This is a genomic window from Streptomyces sp. NPDC043427 (assembly GCF_056436655.1).
The window spans coordinates 12,691-32,128 of the sequence record NZ_JBWKCC010000015.1 but is presented as its reverse complement, the minus strand read 5'-3'; the positions used below and the strand labels follow the sequence as shown (position 1 = coordinate 32,128).

Below are 19,438 nucleotides of genomic sequence, written 5' to 3'. Positions count from 1 at the left end.
GCAACCCGGCGGATGACGCCGGATGACGCTAGGCCCCGGTCCGCCCCGTGTCGGCGGGCCGTCGGCCGGCCTTGTCGACGACTCCGTGTTCCAGCTCGGCCGCGCTGGAGAGCAGGGTTCCGGCCTTTCCGTACGAGGTGTCCTTGGTCAGGTAGCTGCGGGAGCCGAGGAAGGTGAAGTCCTTCTCGTGGAAGACCCACTCGGTCCGGATGCCGTAGCGCGTGTCGTCGCGGGCGATGCCGAGGCCACGGCGGCCGAGCGCGTCGCGGGCCTGTGGGTCCGGGGTGACGCCGGGGATCTTCGCCGCGGCGCGGTAGAGGGCGGCGGCCGTGCGGGGCGGCATCACCCCGCCGAGCAGGGATCCGATCTGCTCGAACACCGCCTGGTCGCGTTCGCGGCCCTGCGCGGCCGGGGTCTTGGCGTACAGGTAGGCGAGCAGCTTGTCGGGGTCGGTGGGCAGGGAGCTGAGCCAGCTGTAGGTGGGCCGGTTGATGCCGGCCGGTGTGCCGTCGGTGTCGCCGAGTTCGGCGTTGACGGGGAAGGTCTCTCCGTCCTCCCGGATCAGGCCGAGCTTGCGCAGGGGTCCCGGTTCCTGCGCGGCCCACTTCTCGCGGTCCATCAGCGGGCCGAGCACGGCCTTGCCGCTGGTCAGGTCGGCCCCGCGGACCTTCTCCCGGGTGTAGACGAACTGGTCGTCCCGCACGGTGGGCGTGGCGTGCTTCTCCGCGGCCACGGAGATCCGGTCCAGCAGCGCCGCGGCGGGCCGCATGTCCGTGGCAGCCCGGTGCGAGGCGGTGTCGGAGGGCTTGCGGTCACTGCCGTTCAGGGCCACTCCCGCGGCCAGTGCGCAGGCCAGGGCCAGCGCGGTCGCCGGCGCCAGGAGCGCGGGCCGCAGCAGCCGACGGGCCGGGTGGGCGGGGCGCGCAGGGGTGGCCTGGTCGCGGTCGATGTGGTGCATCAACAAGTCCTTGTGTCGAAGGTGCTGCTCGTGCGGAAGGTCCCAGTCGGCCGGGGCCGGCAGCAGGCGGGCGATCTCCTCGCGGTCGCCGTGCCGCTCCGGGGAAGCGCCGGTGGTCCTGTCGTTCATGTGAGCTCCTCCCGTACGGGCAGGGCCGCGATCGCGGCCGCACTTGTCATCTCTCCGCGGGCGGTGGGCAGTTCCCGGTCTTCTTCCGCGAGGCGGGCGAGCTTCTTGCGGGCACGCGAGAGGCGGGAGCGTACGGTGCCGACGGCGATGCCCAGCGCCTCCGCCGTCTGCTGGTAGTCCAGGCCGGACCACACGCACAGGGCCAGCACCTCCCGCTCCTGGCGGCGCAGCCGGCCCAACGCGGCCTGCACGGCACGCAGGCGCCGTGCGTCGTCGATACGCCCGACCGTCCTGGGAGCGAAGTCCTCCTCCGCACGCGGCTGTGGCTGACGCGCCAGGAACAACTGCCGTCTGCGCAGCCCCCTGCGGGCGTTGTCCGCCTTGTGGGTGGCGATGCCCAGCAGCCACGGCAGCAGGGTGCCGCCTTCCTCCTGAACACGGGCGCGGGTCCGCCACGCGGTCAGGAACGTTTCGGACATGATCTCTTCGGCCGTCGACCAGTCGCCCGTCAACCGCAGCCCGTGGTTGTACACGGCACGGGCGAACTCCTCGTACAGCTGGGCGAACGCCTCACGGTCCCCCTCGCGCACGCGACGGCGTACATCGTTTTCTGAGTCCCTCACGACCACTTCTCTCCGCGACCCGGGAGGAGTTCCTGTGGTCTGCGTCACGCAACGATAGTGAGACCATTCAGGCGGGTCGCGCCCGTTCGACGAACTGGACGACGACTCCGTCGGGGTCGGTGACCTGGAAGAGCCGCTTGCCCCACGGCTCCTCGAGCAGCGGCATGGTGCGCACTGGCCGAGAGGGCCCATGCCTCGCCGCCGGTGCTCGCGGCGACCACCGGCACCGCCGCAGCCGACGACATCACCCCCGCGTCGTCGCCGCCCGACTCGGCGCCGCCCACCGGCTGCTGTTCCAACGCACCCAGGAACTGGCCCTCGCCAGCCACGACAACACCCACATCGCCAGGCAGTTTCCAGCCTGCCTCAACCGACGATGCGCCGCGGCACGGCCAGGTCCACGTGGGTGAACAGTCGCGTCAAAGCCTGCGGATCGTCCTTGGCGCAGGCATCGGCGACCACGTCGATCAGCTGGTCGTAATCGGGGCCGGTGCCGCCCTCGTAGGCCGCGGTCATGCGGCCCCACTCGTCCCAGTTCAGGGTCTCCTGCTTGCAGAGCGCGGCGAGGTCGCGGACGACGTTGCCGCTGATCTCGTGCGGCCCCCAGGCATGATCGGTGCCGACCACGCCGAAAGTGTGCGGATCGATCATGCCGCCTCGGTACCGGGCCCATGCCTCGCCGCCGGTGAGGAACTCGCCCGGAGCCAGATCGTCCGGGCGGGCGACGAAGTCGCTGCCGAGGTGTTCGGTGTCGACGCGCACCCATCGGTGCCGGTCTTCGTCCCAGTACTCGGTGATCCAGTGGTCGAAGCCGCGCCCCTCCTGGAAATAGGTGCCGAAACCGCACCGGGCGCGGGAGGCGACACCACGCGCCCGCAGGATCGCGCAGGCGATCGTGGCGAAGTGACGGCAGGTGCCGATCACTCGCGTTTCGGGCGTTCGGGGCCGGTGCAGTGGGGCCGGGTCCAGGGCAGTCAGCACGGCGATCAGTTCGTTGACCGGCCGGATGTTCTTCTCCGCGATCCGGTCCTCGGGAATCCCTGACGCCGCCGCGTCCGTGGGCTGGATGACCAGGCTCCGCACCGCTGCGCAGATGCCGACGGGATCGTCCGGCAGTTTCTCGATGAGCGGGAGCTGGTTCGCGTCCAGCGTCGTGAAGGGGCCGGGCAGTGCGTAGTTGAGCACGTCAGCGGTCATGACCGAGCATGGTAGGAGCTTGCTCTGACATCCCGGTCGGAGTCAGCAGCCGCAGTCCTCCGTGTCCACCGGCGCTGTCAGCGGGTCGGCGGTGCGGCGCTCGCGGCCCTGCCAGGTCTCGAACTCGAATCCCTCGCGGGCCCAGTACTCGAAGCCGCCCAGCATCTCCTTGACCTGGTAGCCGAGTTCGGCGAGGGCGAATGCTGCGCGGGTCGCGCCGTTGCAGCCGGGGCCCCAGCAGTACGTCACCACCGGCACGCTCCGGTCGAGGAGTTGCTTGGCCTGCTCGGGGATGAGCGCGGTCGGCAGATGGACCGCACCGGGGATGTGGCCCTGGTCCCAAGACTCGGTGGAGCGGGCGTCGAGGACGACGAACCCGGGGTCATCGTCGGCCGCGAGGGCGGCGGCGACGTCGGAGACGTCGGCGTGGAAGACGAGGCCGGCACGGAAGTACGCGGCGGCCTCGGCCGGGGCGGCGGGTGCGACGCGGAGAACGGGGTTGGCGGCGGTGGTCGTACCGAGGCGCATGGTCCGGCCTTTCTCTCGGGGTCTTGATGACCTGAAATCTAAGGCCGATGATCACTACCCTGAAGGCATCTTCCCCGGCACATTCCTTGATCAGCCGGTGATTCCCCTGCTATCCCCGTCCTATGACCACGTTTTCTCCGGATGCCACCGACTGGCGCATCCTCGACGTCCTCCAGCGAGAGGGCCGGGCAAGCTTCGCCGAGCTGGCCCGGGCCGTCTCGATGTCCCCGAGTGCGGTGACCGAGCGGGTGCGGCGGCTGGAGGAGGCTGGGGTGATCCAGGGATACGCGGCGGTCGTCGACCCCGAGCGGCTCGGCCTGCCGATCCTCGCGTTCGTGCGGCTGCGCTATCCGAACGGCAACTACAAGCCGTTCCACGACCTCGTCGCCGTGACGCCGGAGATCCTGGAGGCGCACCATGTGACCGGCGACGACTGCTTCGTCATCAAGGTCACCGCCCGGTCCATGCGCCACCTGGAGGAGGTGTCGGGCAAGATCGGCGCGCTGGGGTCGGTCACGACCAGCGTCGTCTACTCCTCACCGCTCCCCCGCCGCCCGCTGGGTCACTGACCGCGCTGCCGCACCACCGACCCCGAGCGGCCCTTCACGACCTCCAGTTGGGCGTGGATCCGCCGCCGCAGGTCGGCGACATGGCTGACGATACCCACGCTGCGGTCGCGTTCGCGCAGGGAGTCGAGGACGTCGAGGACCTCGTCCAGGGTCTGGTCGTCGAGGCTGCCGAAGCCCTCGTCGATGAAGAGCGTGTCCAGCTGGACCCCGCCGGCCTCGTCGGTGACGACGTCGGCCAGCCCGAGGGCGAGGGCGAGCGAGGCGAAGAAGGTCTCGCCGCCCGACAGTGTGGCCGTGTCGCGCTCACGGCCGGTCCAGGCGTCGACGACGTGCAGCCCCAGGCCGCTGCGGCCGCGGCCGGCCCGGTCGGCGGAGTGGACGAGCGTGTAGCGGCCGGACGACATGCGCTGCAGACGGACGGTCGCGGCGGCGGCCACCTGCTCCAGGCGGGCCGCCAGGACGTACGACTCCAGGCGCATCCTGCGCTCGTTGTCGGCGGAGGTGCCCGCGGTGAGGGAGGCCATGCGGGCCACGCGGTCGTACTCCTCGCGCAGCGGTGCGAGGCGTCGTACGCCGGTCTCCGCGCGCGCGGAGAGCATGTCGAGCTCCGTGCAGCGGCGGGCGGCCGCGTCCCAGGCGGAGGCGGCGGCACGCAGCCGGGCGGCCGCGTCGGTGGCGGCCCGTTCCGCCGCGGCGAGGTCGGCGGGCGGCTGCTCGGCGGCGGCCGCGGTGTCGGCCTCGGCGAGGACCGCGCGTACGGCCGTCTCCTCGGTCTGCCAGGCGTCGAGGCGCCGTTGCAGCTCGCGGTGGGCGGTGTCGTCGAGGAGCGCGGCCGCCGCGCCCTGCGGAGTCTCGAACCCGGCGCGGTAGGCGGCCTGGGCGAGCCGCCCGTCGGCCGCCTTGAGGCGCTCGGCGCTCTCCTCGGCGGCCCGTACGGCGTCGGCCGCTTCGGTGAGCCGGGACGCCTGCCGCTCCAGCTCGGCGGCCCGCGCGGCCACGCTGTCCGCGGTGCCCCGGGCCTGCGCCAACTCCTCCTCCAGGGTGGCGCGTTCGCGCTCCAGGGTGTCCCGGCGGGCGGTCCTGGTCGCCGTGGAGAGCGCGGCCTGCTGCCGGTCGGCGGTCCGCCGCTCGTGCTCCTGCTCGGCCCGCCGCAGCTCCTCGTGCGCCGCGTGGAGTCCGGAGGCGTACCGGCGCGCCTGTGCGTGGAGCCGTTCCAACTCCTCGGCCTCGTCGGCGAGCCGGTCGGTCGGGGTGTCGCCGGCCTCGGCCGTGGCGGCGGCGAGTGCTTCTCGTACGACGCCGAGGCGCCGTTCGTCCTCGGCGTGCCGTTCCTCCGCGCGCTGGTAGGCGGCGAGGGCCTGTTCCTCGGCCTCGCGGTCGACGTGCCCGGCGTCCTTGCGCGCGGGAGCGGGGTGTTCGGTGGCGCCGCAGACCGCGCAGGGCTCGCCGGGCGTGAGGTGGGCGGCGAGTTCGGCGGCGATGCCGTCGAGGCGCTGCTCCTTCAGGTCGAGCCAGTGCTCCTTGGCCCGGAGTGCCTGCTCTTCGGAGGCGAGGGCCTGTCGCTGGGTCTCCTCGGTGTCCCCGGCTAGCTGGTCCCGCAGCCGGGCCGCGCGCAGCCGCGTCTGGGCGGGCTCGCGCTGTACGGCGAGTTGTTCGGCCCGGGTGGCGGCCTCCTGGGCGGACTCGATGCGGGCCTGGAGGTCCGCGCGGGTCGCGTCCCATCCGGCGAGCCAGCCCTCGGTCTCCGCCAGGACCTCCTCGTCGGCGCGCTCCTGGCGGTCCAGGTCGGCGCGCTCGGCGACGAGTTGGGCGAGGCGCTGTTCGGCGCGGCGAGCCGACTCCAGGCCGCCCAGTTCCTCGGCGGCCCGGCGGGCCGCGGTGGCGAGTCCGCTCGCACCGGCGTCCGCGTGACTGTCCTGGAGCAGGGCACGCGCGCGTGCCTCGGCGGCGGCCGCCCTGCGGTGCTCGGCCTCCGCCGCCTCGCGCAGCTCCAGCGCCGGCGCCACCGCCTCCGCCTTGCGGGACCGCTCCATGCGCGCCTGCGCCTCACGATGGGCCTCGGCCCGCTCCTCGAGTCGCTGCGCCCGCTCCCGCGCCTCGGCGAACCGCCGCTGCAACCGGGCCACTTCGCGCACGTCGGACAGGGCACGCTCTGCGGCGGCCTGGGCGGCCTCGGCGGCGGCGCGGCCGCGGTGGGCGATGGTCAGCTGCTCCCGTGCGGTGCTGCGGGCGACGGCGGCCGCGGCTAGAACCGCCTCCGCGAGCCCCGGCTCCCCCGGTGCCAGGTCCGGCAGTTCCATGGCGTCGCCCGCGGCCTGCTGCATGCGGTGGGCGTCGGCCAGCAGCGCGGCGTCGCCCTCGCGCACCCGTGCCTCGGTGGTGCGTCGGCGTTCGGCGAGGCGTTTCTCGACCTCGGCGAAGCGCTGGGTGTCGAACAGTCGGCCGAGCAGTCGGCCGCGCGCTTCGGCGTCGGCGCGCAGGAAGCGGGCGAAGTCGCCCTGGGGCAACAGTACGACCTGGCAGAACTGCTCGCGGCTCATGCCGAGGAGCTGGGTGATCTCCTCGCCGATCTCCTGGTGGGAGCGGCTGAGGTCCTTCCAGGCGCCGGCCGTGGTGTCGTACTCGCGCAGCCAGCTCTGGGCCTTGTCCAGCGTCGTCCCCGAGCCGCGCTTCTTGGGCCGTTCCCAGGGCGGCTGCCGGGTGACCTCCAAGCGCCGCCCCGCGACGGTGAGTTCGAGCGTCACCTGGGTGCGCGTGCCGGCGGCGGCGTGGTCGCTGCGCAGAGTCAGGCCCTGGCCGCTCTGCCGTGCTCCCGGCACGGAGCCGTACAGGGCGTAGCACACGGCGTCCAGAACGGACGTCTTCCCGGCGCCCGTCGGTCCGTGCAGCAGGAAGAGCCCGGCGGCGGACAGGTCGTCGAAGTCGACGCTCTGGGAACCGCCGAAGGGCCCGAAGGCGGTGATGTCCAGCCGGTGCAGCCTCACCGCGCCACCTCCCGCACCGCGTCGTCCGCGCGGACCGTGTCGAAGGCGTCCCGCAGCACCTCCTGCTCACGCGCGTCGGGACCGGCGCCGCGCACATGGGTGACGAAGTCCTCGGCGATCTGCTGGTCGCTGCGGCCCGCCAGGCGTCGGGCGTACGACACGTCGGGGTCGTCCGGCGCCCGTTCCGGGGCGAAGACGAGGCTGAGGGTGTGCGGGAAGCGCTCCGTGAGGCGGGCCATGGGGTCGGCCGGGCGGACGACGTCGGTGAGGGTGACCTCGACCCACGCCTCCTCGTGCCGCGCCAGCTCCGGGTCGGCGAGGAGGCCCTCCAGCGTGCCGCGCAGCCGGGCCAGGGCGCGCGGCACGGGGCAGTCGATCCGCTCGGCCGTGACCGCCCCGTCGGCGTCCAGGTCGACGAGCCACATGGTCTTGCGGTGCCCGGCCTCCGAGAAGGAGTACGGCAACGGCGAGCCGGAGTAGCGCACGCGCTCGGTGATGGTCTGGCAGCCGTGCAGGTGGCCCAGGGCCGCGTAGTCGACGCCGTCGAACACCCCGGCAGGCACGGCGGCCACTCCGCCGACGGTGATGTCCCGCTCGCTGTCGCTGGCCTCGCCGCCGGTGACGAAGGCGTGGGCGAGGACGACGGAGCGGGTGCCACGCGCGCGCGTGGCGAGGTCGGCGCGGACCCGGTCCATGGCGGCGGCGAGCACGGCCTCGTGCCCCGCCTTCTCCACCCCGAACTCGTCCTTCACCAGGGCGGGTTCGAGATACGGAAGCCCGTAGAAGGCCACGTCGCCGAAGTCGTCCGCCAGCACCACCGGCGTCCCGCACGCCGACGGCTCGGTCCGCAGGTGTATGCCCGCCCGGCCGATGAGCCCGGCGCCCACCCCGAGGCGGCGCGCCGAGTCATGGTTCCCGGAGATCATCACCGTCGGCACTCCGAGGTCGGCGAGCCGGTGCAGCGCGTCGTCGAACAGCTCGACCGCCGCGAGCGGCGGCACGGCCCGGTCGTACACGTCCCCCGACACGACCACCGCGTCGACCTCACGCTCCCGCACGATCGCGACGAGATGCCCGATGAACTCGGCCTGGGCACCGAGCATGTTCACCCGGTGGAACGCCCGGCCGAGGTGCCAGTCGGAGGTGTGCAGCAATCTCATGATCCCCGAGACTAACGGCCGCGTCCGACACCACGGGCGGTTACTCCCGTATCGCCCCGTCATGAGGGCTCACGGAAACCGTCACTTATGCCCATTTCAGGCGTCCCCGTACGCCTCTCCCCCCAGTTCGAACCCCGCCGTCCCCGCGGTCGCGTCCGCGAGCCAGGCGCGGAAGGTGTCCACGTCGGCGTCCGGGAGGCCGATCTCGAGGATGACGGCCTCGCCGTAGTGCACGTCGCGTACGTCGCGGCCGGTCGTGCGGAGGTCGTTCTGGAGCTTGCCGGCGCGTTGGTGGTCGACGGTGAGCGTGGCGAGCCGGAAGCGGCGTCGGGTGAGGGTGCCGAGCGCGTCGAGGGCCTCGCCTACGGCGCCGCCGTAGGCGCGGATGAGGCCGCCCGCGCCGAGCTTGACCCCGCCGTAGTAGCGGGTGACGACGGCGACGACGTAGCGCATGTCGCGGCGCAGCAGCATCTGGAGCATGGGGACGCCGGCGGTGCCGCCGGGTTCGCCGTCGTCGCTCGCCTTCTGGACGGCCGCGTCGGCGCCGATGACGTAGGCCCAGCAGTTGTGGGAGGCGTCGGCGTGCTCCTTGCGGACGGCCGCGACGAAGTCCTGGGCCTCCTGTTCGGTGGCCGCCGGGGCGAGCGCGCACAGGAAGCGGGAGCGGTTGACCTCGGTCTCGTGCACACCCGCGCGGGCGACGGTGCGGTACTCGTCCTGCATCCGGCCAGCCTAGGGCCTCTCGTTCGGATCATGCCGGGCTCGCGGGGGCCGGCCTGATCCAAACGAAAGACCCTGGTGCGCCGGATCAGCCGCCCTTCTTCCCCCGGGGCACGGCCGTCCAGGTCAGCAGCGCCGTGCCGGGAGCGAGGTCGCGCCAGGTGGTGCCGCGCCAGGTGAGGACCGCGATCGCGGAGGTCGGGAACTTCAGGCGGACCTCGTCCAGCAGGTTGTCGAGGCCGTCCCCGGCCAGGTCGAGGATCAGCTCCTCCAGGCCCGGGTTGTGCCCGATCAGCAGCACTGTCGCCGCCTGTGCGGGCGCCTCCCGGACGACCTGCAGCAGCTCCGGTACGTCGGCCGCGTACAGCCGGGGGTCGTGGCGGACCGGCGGCGGGGTCCCCCACTGGGCGGAGGCGAGTTCCCAGGTCTCACGCGCACGCGTGGCCGTCGAGCACAGGGCGAGATCGGGGAGGCAGTCGATCTCGGCGAGCGCGCGTCCGGCGGCCGGGGCGTCGCGGCGCCCGCGCGGGGCGAGCGGGCGTTCGTGGTCGGGGACGCCCTCCGGCCAGGCGGACTTCGCGTGCCGCAGCACGACCAGGCGGCGCAGCGGTCCCGCTCCCGAGCGCGGCGTCACGCCGAGGCTCCCAGGTCGCGGGTGAGGTCGAGGCCGAGGAGCCGGTCGGCGTACGCGTACGTCTCGAACCGGGCGCCGTCCGGCAGCTCCGGCCCGGCCTCCTCCACCCACCGCAGGACTCCCAGGACCCCGGGTACGTCCAGATCGTCGTCCCAGGCCGTACGGAGCCGTTCCTTCACGTCCTCCGGCACCGGCTTCGAGGGCCGCCGCGCCCACTCGGCGACGGCGTGGCGCCAGCGGACGAGGGTGTCGCGGGCCGCGCCGAGCCGCTCCGCGTCGAGCGGTACGGGTTCGCGGTGATGGTGGGAGAGCAGGGCGAGGCGAAGGACGGCGGGGTCGGCGTCCGGCGCCACGGGAGCATCGGGGATCACACGCGCGACGACGACCCGGACCTCGTCGGGGAGCGCGGGCGTTACGGCGCCCCCGGCCTCCTCGGGGAGCACGGGCGCGATGGCGCCACCGGCCTCCCCGGGTGCCGGGCCGTCCTCCCCCACCACGCGCAGGGCCTGGGCCGACCCGATCCCGCCCGCGAGCTCCGGGCCCTCCTCGAACGGCCGGACACCGAGAGCAGCCCCCGCCGCCCGCAGCTCCGCCCGCTCCCGGCCACCGGCGAGCAGGGCCACCACGGGCGTGCCGCCGAGTTCCAGGGCCCGGACGAGCAGGTCGGCGACGAGCAGGACACGCAGGGCGCCGGTACCGTGCCTCGGGGCGTGGACCTCGACCCGGGCCAGGCCACGGCGGACGGGGGCGGCGGGAACGGGTTCGCCGGTTCGGGCGTCGATGATGCGCAGCACGGGGTGAGCGTAGGCGGGCGGGGGGCCGTCCGCAGTACGACGGCACGGAATCAGGACGCCTCGTACGCTGTTGACCGGGGTGGGCATCCGTTCCTACAGGTCCCTTCAGCTCCCTTCCGATCAGAGGAGGCCGCCGGTGTACGGCGACGAGGCAACGGTCCGCAGGATCCTCACCGGGTTGGGCGACACCTGGGCGGTGGTGGGCCTGTCGACGAACCCGCGGCGCGCGGCCTACGGCGTCGCGGAGGTGCTCCAGCGCTTCGGCAAGCGGATCGTGCCGGTCCACCCCAAGGCGGAGACGGTGCACGGAGAGCAGGGTTACGCCTCCCTCGCGGACATCCCCTTCCCCGTGGACGTCGTCGACGTGTTCGTCAACAGCGACCTCGCGGGAGCCGTCGCGGACGAGGCCGTCGCCAAGGGCGCGAAGGCGGTGTGGTTCCAGCTCGGCGTCATCGACCCGAACGCCTACGACCGCACACGCGCCGCCGGCCTGGAGATGGTGATGGACCGCTGCCCGGCAATCGAGATTCCACGCCTGCGCTGATTTCATGAAGAGTCACCCAGGAAACACCCGCACGCAGGTCAAGATTCCCCCTACACCCTTCAGTTGACGCTTTTACGTTCTTAATCTGAGCGCTCCGATTCACGGCAGACGACGTCCGCGTGAATTTCATGAATTTCATGAGAGGCGCCTTAAGAAATGGTAAGCGTCGACCGAATTCCAGAGTTCAAGGGAAACCCGGGCGGCCTGCGACGGGATGTCGGACTGATCGGGCTGATGTGGGCCTCGGTCGGATCCATCATCGGCTCCGGCTGGCTTTACGGCGCCGAGAAGGCGGTCGTGGTGGCCGGTCCCGCCGCGATCGTGTCATGGGTGATCGGGGCCGTAGCGATCGTGCTCCTGGCGCTGGTCCACGCGGAGCTGGGCGGGATGTTCCCGGTCGCGGGCGGCACGGCCCGCTATCCGCACTACGCGTTCGGCGGGCTGGCCGGAATGTCCTTCGGCTGGTTCTCCTGGCTCCAGGCGGCGACCGTCGCACCGATCGAGGTCGAGGCGATGATCGGCTATGCCGGCCACTGGAGTTGGGCGCACGGTTTCCAGCACACCGACGGAACCCTCACGGCCTCCGGATTCGTGGTCGCCCTTCTGCTGATGGCGGTCTTCGTGGCCGTCAATTTCCTCGGTGTCCGGGTGCTCGCGCACACGAACAGCGCGGCCACCTGGTGGAAGATCGCGGTACCGCTGGTCGCCATCTTCGTGATCGCGGCGGGCAACTTCCACCCGGCCAACTTCACTTCGGAAGGCTTCGCGCCGTTCGGCGCCAAGGGCGTGCTGAGCGCGATCAGTTCGAGCGGAATCATCTTCGCCCTGCTCGGCTTCGAGCAGGCGATCCAGCTCGCCGGCGAGAGCCGGGACCCCCGGCGGGACCTGCCCCGGGCGACCCTCGGCTCGGTCGCCGTCGGCGCGGTCGTCTACGTGCTGCTCCAGGTGGTGTTCATCGCCGCCCTCCCCCACTCCGCCTTCGCCGACGGCTGGGCCAAGCTGCACTTCGACGGCATCAGCGGCCCCTGGGCGGGCCTGGCCACCCTGGTGGGCCTCGGCTGGCTCAGCGTCGTGCTGTACGTCGACGCGGTGATCTCCCCCGGCGGCACCGGCCTGATCTACACCACCGCCACCTCCCGCGTCTCCTTCGGCCTCGCCCGCAACGGCTACGCCCCGAAGGTGTTCGCCCACACCGACAAGCGGGGCGTGCCCTGGTTCGGCCTGATCGTCTCGTTCGTGACCGGAGTGGTCTGCTTCCTGCCGTTCCCCAGCTGGCAGGAGCTGGTCGGCTTCATCACCTCGGCGAGCGTGCTGATGTACGCGGGTGCCCCGCTGGCGTACGGCGTGTTCGCCGACCGGCTGCCGCACCGCGAGCGACCGTACCGGCTGCCCGGCGGCAAGGTGGTCGCGCCGCTGTCGTTCGTGGTCGCCAACCTCATCGTGTACTGGGCCGGCTGGGAGACGCTGTGGCGGCTCGGGGTGGCCATCGTCATCGGCTACGTGCTGCTGGGTGTGTACGCCTGGTACGCCGTCAGTGCCGGGCTCCCGGACGCGCCGCGCCTCGACTGGAAGGCGGCGCGGTGGCTGCCGGTGTACCTGCTGGGCCTCGGGCTGATCTCGTGGCAGGGCGGCTTCGGCGGTCAGGGGCATCTTGGCCTGTGGTGGGACATGCTGGTCATCGCCGTGTTCTCGCTGGCGATCTACTACTGGGCGAAGGCGTCCGCGTCCCGCACGGAGGACATCGTGCGGAGCATCGAGGAGGTCACGGTCGTGGAGGCACCGGTGCACTGACGCCCCGTGAGGGGGTACCCACAATGTGGGGCCCCCACCCTCCCCTCCTCAGAGCGCGTTCCCGTCGGCGTCGTGGGCGCCGGCCCGGCCGGTCTCACCGTCGGCGCCATCCTGCGGGCCGCGCGGGTGGACTGCGTGGTGCTGGAGACGGAGACCCGCGAGTTCATCGAGAACCGGCCCCGCGCCGGGGTCGTCGAGGAATGGGCCGTACGCGAACTCCAGCAACGCGGTCTGGCCGGAAATCTGTTGGAGCGCGCTCAGCTGCACAGCGCGTGCGAGTTCCGCTTCGGCGGCGAGCGGTACCGCTTCGAGTACGGGCGGTTGACGGGACGTCATCACTTCGTCCACCCGCAGCCGTTGCTGGTGACCGACCTGGTGCGCGAGTACGTCGACGTGCGGGGCGGGGACGCCCGCTTCTCGGTGCGCGACGTCGAGCTGCACGACCTCGGCACGCTCCGGCCGAAGGTGTCGTACACGTGCCCGGTGACGGGTGAACGGCGGCTGCTGCGCTGTGACTTCGTCGTCGGCGCGGACGACTCGGAGGCGTCGTTGCGGCGCGTGTGGGACTACCAGGAGTTCTCGCAGTGGCTCTCGGAGCTGTACCACGGCAGCTCTGCGGTGACCCGTTCCGGGCCGGGACCACCCTCGCCCGGCTGCGTCGCCTGTTCACCTCACCCACCGCCGCTGCCGCTTTCGCGGAGCAGTACCTCGGCACGGCCACCCGTTTCTGACACGGCCCCGTCAGTCGTGCAGGGGCTGGTCGCCGAGCCGGTGGTCCGCCACGTTCAGCGCCTCGTCGACCAGTCGGCGCAGATGGCCGTCGCGCAGGGAGTAGATCACCCGACGGCCCTCCTTCCGCGTGTCCACCAGACCCGCGAGCCGCAGCCGCGCCAGATGCTGGCTGACGGCCGGCCGAGCCGCCGCGCACGCCTCCGTGAGGGTGGTGACGTCGGCCTCCCCGGACGTCAGCGCGTGCAGCAGAGCCAGGCGGGTGCGGTCGCCGAGCAGGGCGAGCACTTCGGCGGCGAGCGCGAACTGTTCCTCGCCGGGGCTGCGCGGGTGCGCATGGTGTGCAGCTGATAGGTGCATGCGTGCGCTCATACGCACATAATGGCCTCGTGGACATGAGTGCGTCCACCTTCGCGCGGGCAAGCACCGTCGAGCACCGAAAGGGGATCCACGTGAGCGACCGGCACGAGCACACCCACGGGCATGAGCACACGCACGGCCATGAGCACGGGCCTCACCGGCACGACCACGGCCTCTCCCCCCGTGGCCACCGCGTCCCCCACCGCATCACCCATCGCCTCGCCCACCTCTTCACCCCCCACTCCCACGAGACCGCCGACAAGCTCGACCCCGCCCTGGAGTCCTCGGCGCGCGGGATGCGCGCGCTCTGGGTCTCGCTGGGGGTGCTCGGTGTGACCGCGCTGGCGCAGGCGGTCGTGGTGGCGGTGTCCGGGTCGGTGGCACTGCTCGGGGACACGGTGCACAACACGGCGGACGCGCTGACCGCCGTACCGCTCGGGATCGCGTTCTTGCTCGGCCGGCGCGCGGCGACGCGCCGCTTCACCTACGGCTACGGGCGCGCGGAGGACCTGGCCGGGCTCGTGATCGTCCTGACGATCGCCGCGTCGGCGGCGTTCGCCGGGTGGGCCGCGTTCGACCGCATCCTCGATCCGCGTCCCGTCACACACGTCCCCGCGGTCGCGGTGGCCGCCCTCGTCGGATTCGCGGGCAACGAGTGGGTGGCCCGCTACCGCATCCGCGTGGGGCGTGCCATCGGCTCGGCCGCGCTGGTCGCGGACGGACTGCACGCCCGTACGGACGGGTTCACCTCACTCGCCGTGCTGCTGGGCGCGGGAGGCTCGGCCCTCGGCTGGCAACTCGCCGACCCGATCGTGGGGTTGGGGATCACGGCCGCGATCCTGCTGGTGCTGCGGGACGCGGCGCGCGAGGTGTTCCGGCGGGTCCTGGACGCCGTCGACCCGGCGTTGGTGGACCGGGCCGAGGGGGCCCTGCGGCAGGTCCCGGGCGTGCGGGAGGTGGGCGAGCTGCGGCTGCGCTGGATCGGGCACCGGCTGCGCGCCGAGGTGGCGGTCGTGGTGGACGGCGAGGCGACGGTACGGCAGGCCCACGCCATCGCCGTGGACGCCGAACACGCCCTGCTGCACGCGGTTCCCCGCCTCACCGCCGCCCTGGTGCACGCCGACCCGGCGCCGGTGCCGGGCGAGGCGGATCCGCATCTGGCCCTGGCCCACCACACGACGGCCTGAGGTCAGGCCACGCCCAGCCCTTCCAGGACCACCGCGCCGGGCAGCTCCGCGAACGCCTTGCCCGGCACCAGCAGCTTGCCGCGCCGGCGCCCGCTGCCCACCAGGACGTACGGCAGGTCGACGACGGCCGAGTCCACCAGCACCGGCCAGTCGCCCGGCAGTCCGAGCGCGGTGATGCCGCCGTACTCCATGCCGGTCTCCCCGGTCGCCGTGTCCATCGGGGCGAACGAGGCCTTGCGGGCGCCGAGTTGGCGGCGCACCACACCGTTCACGTCGACGCGGGTCGTGGACAGGACCAGACATGCGGCGAGCGTGGTCTCGCCGCCCCGCTTGCCGGCCACGACCACGCAGTTGGCCGACCTTTCCAGCAGATCACGCCCGTAGTGCTCCACGAAGGTCGCGGTATCCGCCCACTCCGGCTCGGTGTCGACGTAGAGGATCTCCTCGGCGGGGACGCTGCCGCGCCAGTGGCGTACGGCGTCTGCGACCGGGGTGGTCAGCTCGTCGAGGCAGTCCGGGGCGGGTGTGGCGTGGTCGAAGTCTCCGATGGGTGCGCGCATGGCCGCACGCTAACCGGTGGAGGTTCTTCAGCGCACGGGCGGGACCGAGACGGCCATCACCATCTCCGTCGGTACGTCGCCGTCGTTGCCGTACGTGTGCGGGGTGTTGGCCTCGAACGTGGCGCTCCCGCCCGCCTGGACGTGGTGTTCCACGCCGTCGACGGTGAGTGTCAGCTCCCCCGCGCTGACGTGGACGATCTCGACGGTGCCGGCCGGGTGCGGATCGGAGGCGCTGCTCTCGCCGGGCATGAGCCGCCAGTCCCACATCTCCAGCGGGCCGGGGGCCTCGGTGCCCGCGAGGAGCCGGTTGTAGCTGCCCGCCTCGGTGTGCCACAGCCGTACTGTCTGCTCGGCGGTGACGATACGGACCTTGGGGCCCTGCTCGTAGTCGAGCAGGGTGGTGATGCTGATGCCGAGGGCATCGCCGATCTTGACGACCGTGCCGAGGCTGGGGTTGGTGCGGGCCTGCTCGATCTGGATGAGCATGCCGCGGCTGACCCCGGCGCGGGCGGCGAGCGTCTCCAGTGTGAAGCCGCGCTCGGTGCGCCAGCGCTTCACGTTGCGCGCCAGGGACTGGGTCAGCAGGTCGAGGTCCGACACGTTTGAGTCCACCACTCGTTCCGACTCGTTCCGTTCAATATTCTGGATGGCCAAGTACATCGTGATGTACTACGGTGAGGTGCACCCGATCATCCACCGAACTGTACTGCGAGGCGTCCTGTGACCGCGTTCTTCGCCCTGGCCACCAGTCTGCTGTGGGGGTTGGCCGACTTCGGCGGCGGACTGCTGACGAGGCGAACGCCCGCCCTGACGGTGGTCGTCGTCTCGCAGGGCATCGCGACGGCCGTCCTCGGTGCGATCGTGGTGGCGACGGGGGGCTGGAGCGAGGCCGGGCCGCGCCTGTGGTTCGCGTTCGCCGCGGGCCTGGTGGGGCCGATCGCGCTCTTCTCCTTCTACAAGGCGCTGGCCCTCGGCCCGATGGGCGTCGTCTCCCCGCTCGCGACGCTGAGCGTGGTCGTCCCGGTCTCTCTCGGACTCCTGCTCGGTGAGCGTCCTGGGCTGCTCCAGGTCGCGGGCATCGCGGTCGCGGTCGTCGGAGTGGTCCTGGCCGGCGGGCCGCAGTTCAGGGGCGCGCCCGTGCAGCGGCAGACGATCCTTCTCACCCTGGTCTCGGCTCTCGGCTTCGGCACCGTGTTCGCGCTGATCGCCGAGGCGTCGACCACCGTCACCGGCCTCTTCCTCGCCCTCTTCGTGCAGCGCGTGACGAACGTGGCCGCGGGCGGTGCCGCCCTCTACGTCTCCGTGAAGCGCGGCGCGCCCGCCCTCCCCGTGGGCGGTTTCCGCTGGGGCTCGTTGCCGGGGCTCGCCTTCGTCGGCCTCGCGGATGTCGCCGCCAACGGCACGTACTCGGTCGCCGCCCAGCACGGCCCGGTCACCGTGGCCGCCGTACTCGCCTCTCTCTACCCGGTGGTGACCGCCCTGGCCGCACGCGGCTTCCTCAGCGAACGGCTCCGGGGCGTCCAGGCCGCGGGCGCGGGCCTGGCCCTCCTGGGCACACTCCTTCTGGCGACCGGCTGAGCCGACAGCCCCAGGGCCGACTCGACCACCGGCAACCGGCCGGCCGACGGCCCCCGGCCTGCCTCGACGCCGACACACGGTCCGAGCCGACGGTCCCGAGACCGACGCGGCCACCAGCGACCGCCGAGGCGGCACCCCGCACGACAAGCCGACAAAGCCAGCGGCTGCCCACGCAGCGCGGCCGGCGGCACGGTCGTACGGCCGCCGAGGCTCCGCCGGGCAGGCAGGGTCAGGCTTCGAGGTCCAGGCCGCGGAGCCCTGCCTCGGCCTGGACATCGAGCTCCGCCAGCTTCGCGGCGGTCTCCTCGTCCAGTTCCGACAGCGCCACCAGTTGCTCGGAGGTGACCCCCTCGGGGATCGGCACCGGTGGCGGGGTCCGCAGCGGCGGCTGCCAACCCTCGGCGGGCGTCCAGCGTCGTACGACCCGGGCGGGCGCCCCGGCCACCACGGCGTGGTCGGGCACCGTCCCCCGGACCACCGCCCCGGCCGCCACCACCACATTGCGCCCGATGCGCGCGCCGGGCAGGATCACCGCCCCGGTGCCGATCCAGCATCCCGAGCCGATCTCCACGGGCTCCATCCGCGGCCACTGCTTGCCGATCGGCTCGTGCGGATCGTCGTAGGAGTGGTTGGTCGAGGTGACGTAGACGTACGGGCCGAAGTAGCAGTCGCTGCCGATGGTGACCGTCGTGTCCGCGATGACGTGACTCCCGCGGCCCAGGACGACACCGTCGCCGATGCGCAGGATCGGGTCCGGGCCGAGGTCGAGGTCGGGCATCAGACCGGCGGTGAGGGTGACCTGTTCACCGACGATGCAGTGGGCCCCGAGGTGGATCCAGGGTTCGCCGAAGACCGTGCCGAGCGGGAAGGCGAGCCGACTGCCCGTGCCGAGCGAGCCGAACCGGAGGCGACCGGGGCGCTCGGCGGTCACCGATCCCGTGCGCTGCACCCAGGCCCAGCCCGCGTGGACGGCGCGCTGCGCGAGGCGGCGCCGCCATGATGAGAACGTGTTCTTGTCCTTGGGCACCCGCTCACCGTACTCAGCGCGTCCCCCGCCCATGTGACCGGAGCCCTGTGATCTTCACCCCACTGGTGGCGTACGGTGCCGTGTAGCACCGACCAGGAGGCGAGATGACGCAGAAGGCGCTGATCACGGGCATCGGCGGCAAGGACCCGAAGGTGGATCCGGAGGCGTTCGTGGCACCCACGTCCACGCTGATCGGGGATGTGACACTGCACGCCGGCGCCAGTGTCTGGTACGGGGCGGTGCTGCGTGGCGACGTCGAGCGGATCTCCGTCGGCGCGAGCAGCAACGTCCAGGACAACTGCACACTGCACGCGGACCCCGGCTTCCCGGTGACCGTCGGCGAGCGGGTGTCCATCGGGCACAACGCGGTGGTGCACGGGGCGACCGTCGAGGACGACTGCCTGATCGGCATGGGAGCGACGGTGCTGAACGGCGCGGTGATCGGGGCGGGGTCCCTCGTCGCCGCGCAGGCGTTGGTGCCGCAGGGGATGCGGGTACCGCCGGGATCGCTGGTCGCGGGGGTGCCGGCGAAGGTGCGGCGGGAGTTGACGCAGGAGGAGCGGCAGGGGGTGACGCTGAACGGGACGTCGTATGCGGAGTTGGCCCGGGCGCACCGGGAAGTGCACGGGGAGCAGCCGTTGTAGGCGGTCTGCGGGTTGTTCGTGGCTGGTCGCGCCCACGCGGCGGAGCCGCACGATGTGACAGTCCCGCGGGCCCAGTTCACTCCCCGGCGGGGACGGGCTCCGGTTCCTGCTCTGCGACGTGCGTCTTCTTCGCCTTGCGCTTCAGGACCAGCATCGACGTGGCGCCGATGAGTACGGCCACCACGAGGCCCACCCAGGAGAAGCGCTTCAGCCAGGACTCGGCGACGATGCCGACGTAGTAGATGACGGCGGTCGTACCGCCCGCCCAGAGGATGCCGCCGAGGACGTTGGCGATGAGGAACTTCCAGTACGGCATGCGCAGGACGCCCGCGAGGGGGCCGGCGAAGATACGGAGCAGGGCGACGAAGCGGCCGAAGAAGACGGCCCACATGCCCCACTTCTGGAAGGACCGCTCGGCGGTGGCGATGTGCCCCTCGCTGAAGTGCTTGGGGAACTTCTTGCCGAGCCAGGCGAGCAGGGGGCGACCGCCCTTGCGGCCGATGGCGTAGCCGATGGAGTCGCCGACGATGGCGCCGAAGCTGGCGCACGCGCCGAGAATCACGGGGTTGATGCCCGCGTGCTGGGAGGACAGGAGCGCCGCCGAGACCAGGATGATCTCGCCCGGGAGCGGGATGCCCAGGCTCTCCAGACCGATGACCAGCCCCACCACGGCGTAGACGGCGGCCGCGGGTACCGTGTCGAGCCATTCCTGGACGTGCACC

At 72.4% G+C, this 19,438-nt stretch carries 20 protein-coding genes and 2 pseudogenes; 7 read left to right on the top strand and 15 right to left on the bottom strand.

Annotation, left to right across the window (positions count from 1 at the left end; all coding sequences use genetic code 11):
* Positions 1–28: 28 nt before the first annotated feature.
* From AC067M_RS23480 to AC067M_RS23460, 5 genes and pseudogenes are all read right to left on the bottom strand, one after another.
* Complete coding sequence (locus AC067M_RS23480; protein ID WP_478698968.1) at positions 29–1,087, bottom strand: CU044_5270 family protein; 1,059 nt, start codon at positions 1,085–1,087, stop codon at positions 29–31.
* Positions 1,084–1,710: an RNA polymerase sigma factor gene (locus AC067M_RS23475; protein WP_478698967.1), complete on the bottom strand. Its 627-nt coding sequence runs from the start codon at positions 1,708–1,710 to the stop codon at positions 1,084–1,086. Before AC067M_RS23475 ends, AC067M_RS23480 begins: the two co-directional genes overlap by 4 nt.
* A 67-nt stretch (positions 1,711–1,777) precedes the next feature.
* A pseudogene (locus tag AC067M_RS23470) lies at positions 1,778–1,879 on the bottom strand (VOC family protein); the annotation flags it as partial.
* A 197-nt stretch (positions 1,880–2,076) separates the two neighbouring features.
* Positions 2,077–2,907: a transglutaminase-like domain-containing protein gene (locus AC067M_RS23465; protein ID WP_478698966.1), complete on the bottom strand. Its 831-nt coding sequence runs from the start codon at positions 2,905–2,907 to the stop codon at positions 2,077–2,079.
* A 42-nt stretch (positions 2,908–2,949) separates the two neighbouring features.
* The gene (locus AC067M_RS23460) at positions 2,950–3,435 is read right to left on the bottom strand and encodes a rhodanese-like domain-containing protein (RefSeq protein ID WP_478698965.1); all 486 of its coding nucleotides are present in this window, start codon (positions 3,433–3,435) and stop codon (positions 2,950–2,952) included.
* 122 nt (positions 3,436–3,557) lie between these two features.
* Between AC067M_RS23460 and AC067M_RS23455 the strand changes: the two genes are divergently transcribed.
* Positions 3,558–4,004, top strand: a complete 447-nt coding sequence (locus AC067M_RS23455) for an Lrp/AsnC family transcriptional regulator (RefSeq protein ID WP_478698964.1) — start codon at positions 3,558–3,560, stop codon at positions 4,002–4,004.
* On the opposite strand, the gene AC067M_RS23450 is transcribed toward AC067M_RS23455, so the two are convergent.
* The 5 genes from AC067M_RS23450 to AC067M_RS23430 all read right to left on the bottom strand — a co-directional run bounded on the left by AC067M_RS23450 (position 3,998) and on the right by AC067M_RS23430 (position 10,296).
* Entirely contained in the window at positions 3,998–6,988 is a 2,991-nt protein-coding gene (locus AC067M_RS23450; RefSeq protein ID WP_478698963.1) for an AAA family ATPase, read from the bottom strand. The genes AC067M_RS23455 and AC067M_RS23450 overlap by 7 nt on opposite strands.
* Positions 6,985–8,148, bottom strand: coding sequence for an exonuclease SbcCD subunit D (locus AC067M_RS23445; protein WP_478698962.1), 1,164 nt, complete (start codon positions 8,146–8,148; stop codon positions 6,985–6,987). Before AC067M_RS23445 ends, AC067M_RS23450 begins: the two co-directional genes overlap by 4 nt.
* A 96-nt stretch (positions 8,149–8,244) precedes the next feature.
* Positions 8,245–8,871 carry a YigZ family protein gene (locus AC067M_RS23440; protein WP_478698961.1) on the bottom strand — a complete coding sequence of 209 codons (627 nt, stop codon included), beginning with the start codon at positions 8,869–8,871 and terminating at the stop codon, positions 8,245–8,247.
* Positions 8,872–8,956: 85 nt separating this feature from the next.
* Positions 8,957–9,502: a SixA phosphatase family protein gene (locus AC067M_RS23435; RefSeq protein WP_478698960.1), complete on the bottom strand. Its 546-nt coding sequence runs from the start codon at positions 9,500–9,502 to the stop codon at positions 8,957–8,959.
* Positions 9,499–10,296: a hypothetical protein gene (locus AC067M_RS23430; protein ID WP_478698959.1), complete on the bottom strand. Its 798-nt coding sequence runs from the start codon at positions 10,294–10,296 to the stop codon at positions 9,499–9,501. The genes AC067M_RS23435 and AC067M_RS23430 overlap by 4 nt, the downstream gene beginning before the upstream one ends.
* Before the next feature lie 136 nt (positions 10,297–10,432).
* Here AC067M_RS23430 and AC067M_RS23425 point away from each other — a divergent pair, with 136 nt between their 5' ends.
* The 3 genes and pseudogenes from AC067M_RS23425 to AC067M_RS23415 all read left to right on the top strand — a co-directional run bounded on the left by AC067M_RS23425 (position 10,433) and on the right by AC067M_RS23415 (position 13,362).
* Positions 10,433–10,840, top strand: coding sequence for a CoA-binding protein (locus AC067M_RS23425; protein ID WP_478698958.1), 408 nt, complete (start codon positions 10,433–10,435; stop codon positions 10,838–10,840).
* A gap of 156 nt (positions 10,841–10,996) precedes the next feature.
* The gene (locus tag AC067M_RS23420) at positions 10,997–12,631 is read left to right on the top strand and encodes an APC family permease (RefSeq protein WP_478698957.1); all 1,635 of its coding nucleotides are present in this window, start codon (positions 10,997–10,999) and stop codon (positions 12,629–12,631) included.
* Between the two features lie 72 nt (positions 12,632–12,703).
* Positions 12,704–13,362: pseudogene (locus AC067M_RS23415) on the top strand (FAD-dependent monooxygenase).
* Between the two features lie 10 nt (positions 13,363–13,372).
* Here AC067M_RS23415 and AC067M_RS23410 read toward each other — a convergent pair.
* The gene (locus tag AC067M_RS23410; RefSeq protein ID WP_166662533.1) at positions 13,373–13,732 is read right to left on the bottom strand and encodes an ArsR/SmtB family transcription factor; all 360 of its coding nucleotides are present in this window, start codon (positions 13,730–13,732) and stop codon (positions 13,373–13,375) included.
* Positions 13,733–13,812: 80 nt separating this feature from the next.
* Between AC067M_RS23410 and AC067M_RS23405 the strand changes: the two genes are divergently transcribed.
* Positions 13,813–14,907: a cation diffusion facilitator family transporter gene (locus AC067M_RS23405; RefSeq protein ID WP_478699113.1), complete on the top strand. Its 1,095-nt coding sequence runs from the start codon at positions 13,813–13,815 to the stop codon at positions 14,905–14,907.
* Positions 14,908–14,909: 2 nt separating this feature from the next.
* Here the strand turns inward: AC067M_RS23405 and AC067M_RS23400 are convergent, their stop codons facing one another.
* Together AC067M_RS23400 and AC067M_RS23395 are read right to left on the bottom strand one after the other, a co-directional pair.
* Positions 14,910–15,467 carry a YbaK/EbsC family protein gene (locus tag AC067M_RS23400; protein ID WP_478698956.1) on the bottom strand — a complete coding sequence of 186 codons (558 nt, stop codon included), beginning with the start codon at positions 15,465–15,467 and terminating at the stop codon, positions 14,910–14,912.
* Positions 15,468–15,494: 27 nt separating this feature from the next.
* On the bottom strand, positions 15,495–16,067 hold the full coding sequence (locus AC067M_RS23395; RefSeq protein WP_478698955.1) for a helix-turn-helix domain-containing protein: 573 nt from the start codon (positions 16,065–16,067) through the stop codon (positions 15,495–15,497).
* 120 nt (positions 16,068–16,187) lie between these two features.
* Here AC067M_RS23395 and AC067M_RS23390 point away from each other — a divergent pair, with 120 nt between their 5' ends.
* Positions 16,188–17,045 carry an EamA family transporter gene (locus AC067M_RS23390; protein WP_478698954.1) on the top strand — a complete coding sequence of 286 codons (858 nt, stop codon included), beginning with the start codon at positions 16,188–16,190 and terminating at the stop codon, positions 17,043–17,045.
* Positions 17,046–17,274: 229 nt separating this feature from the next.
* Here the strand turns inward: AC067M_RS23390 and AC067M_RS23385 are convergent, their stop codons facing one another.
* Positions 17,275–18,105 carry an acyltransferase gene (locus AC067M_RS23385; RefSeq protein WP_478698953.1) on the bottom strand — a complete coding sequence of 277 codons (831 nt, stop codon included), beginning with the start codon at positions 18,103–18,105 and terminating at the stop codon, positions 17,275–17,277.
* Positions 18,106–18,176: 71 nt separating this feature from the next.
* Here AC067M_RS23385 and AC067M_RS23380 point away from each other — a divergent pair, with 71 nt between their 5' ends.
* The gene (locus tag AC067M_RS23380; protein ID WP_478698952.1) at positions 18,177–18,716 is read left to right on the top strand and encodes a gamma carbonic anhydrase family protein; all 540 of its coding nucleotides are present in this window, start codon (positions 18,177–18,179) and stop codon (positions 18,714–18,716) included.
* A gap of 76 nt (positions 18,717–18,792) precedes the next feature.
* Here the strand turns inward: AC067M_RS23380 and AC067M_RS23375 are convergent, their stop codons facing one another.
* Positions 18,793–19,437: a DedA family protein gene (locus tag AC067M_RS23375; RefSeq protein WP_478698951.1), complete on the bottom strand. Its 645-nt coding sequence runs from the start codon at positions 19,435–19,437 to the stop codon at positions 18,793–18,795.
* Position 19,438: the final 1 nt, after the last annotated feature.

Coding starts and splice junctions, on each gene's coding strand:
- AC067M_RS23380 (WP_478698952.1), top strand. CDS start 18,177: ATGACGCAGAAGGCGCTGATCACGGGCATCGGCGGCAAGGACCCGAAG.
- AC067M_RS23465 (WP_478698966.1), bottom strand. CDS start 2,907: ATGACCGCTGACGTGCTCAACTACGCACTGCCCGGCCCCTTCACGACG.
- AC067M_RS23440 (WP_478698961.1), bottom strand. CDS start 8,871: ATGCAGGACGAGTACCGCACCGTCGCCCGCGCGGGTGTGCACGAGACC.
- AC067M_RS23410 (WP_166662533.1), bottom strand. CDS start 13,732: ATGAGCGCACGCATGCACCTATCAGCTGCACACCATGCGCACCCGCGC.
- AC067M_RS23455 (WP_478698964.1), top strand. CDS start 3,558: ATGACCACGTTTTCTCCGGATGCCACCGACTGGCGCATCCTCGACGTC.
- AC067M_RS23400 (WP_478698956.1), bottom strand. CDS start 15,467: ATGCGCGCACCCATCGGAGACTTCGACCACGCCACACCCGCCCCGGAC.
- AC067M_RS23445 (WP_478698962.1), bottom strand. CDS start 8,148: ATGAGATTGCTGCACACCTCCGACTGGCACCTCGGCCGGGCGTTCCAC.
- AC067M_RS23420 (WP_478698957.1), top strand. CDS start 10,997: ATGGTAAGCGTCGACCGAATTCCAGAGTTCAAGGGAAACCCGGGCGGC.
- AC067M_RS23480 (WP_478698968.1), bottom strand. CDS start 1,087: ATGAACGACAGGACCACCGGCGCTTCCCCGGAGCGGCACGGCGACCGC.
- AC067M_RS23460 (WP_478698965.1), bottom strand. CDS start 3,435: ATGCGCCTCGGTACGACCACCGCCGCCAACCCCGTTCTCCGCGTCGCA.
- AC067M_RS23385 (WP_478698953.1), bottom strand. CDS start 18,105: ATGGGCGGGGGACGCGCTGAGTACGGTGAGCGGGTGCCCAAGGACAAG.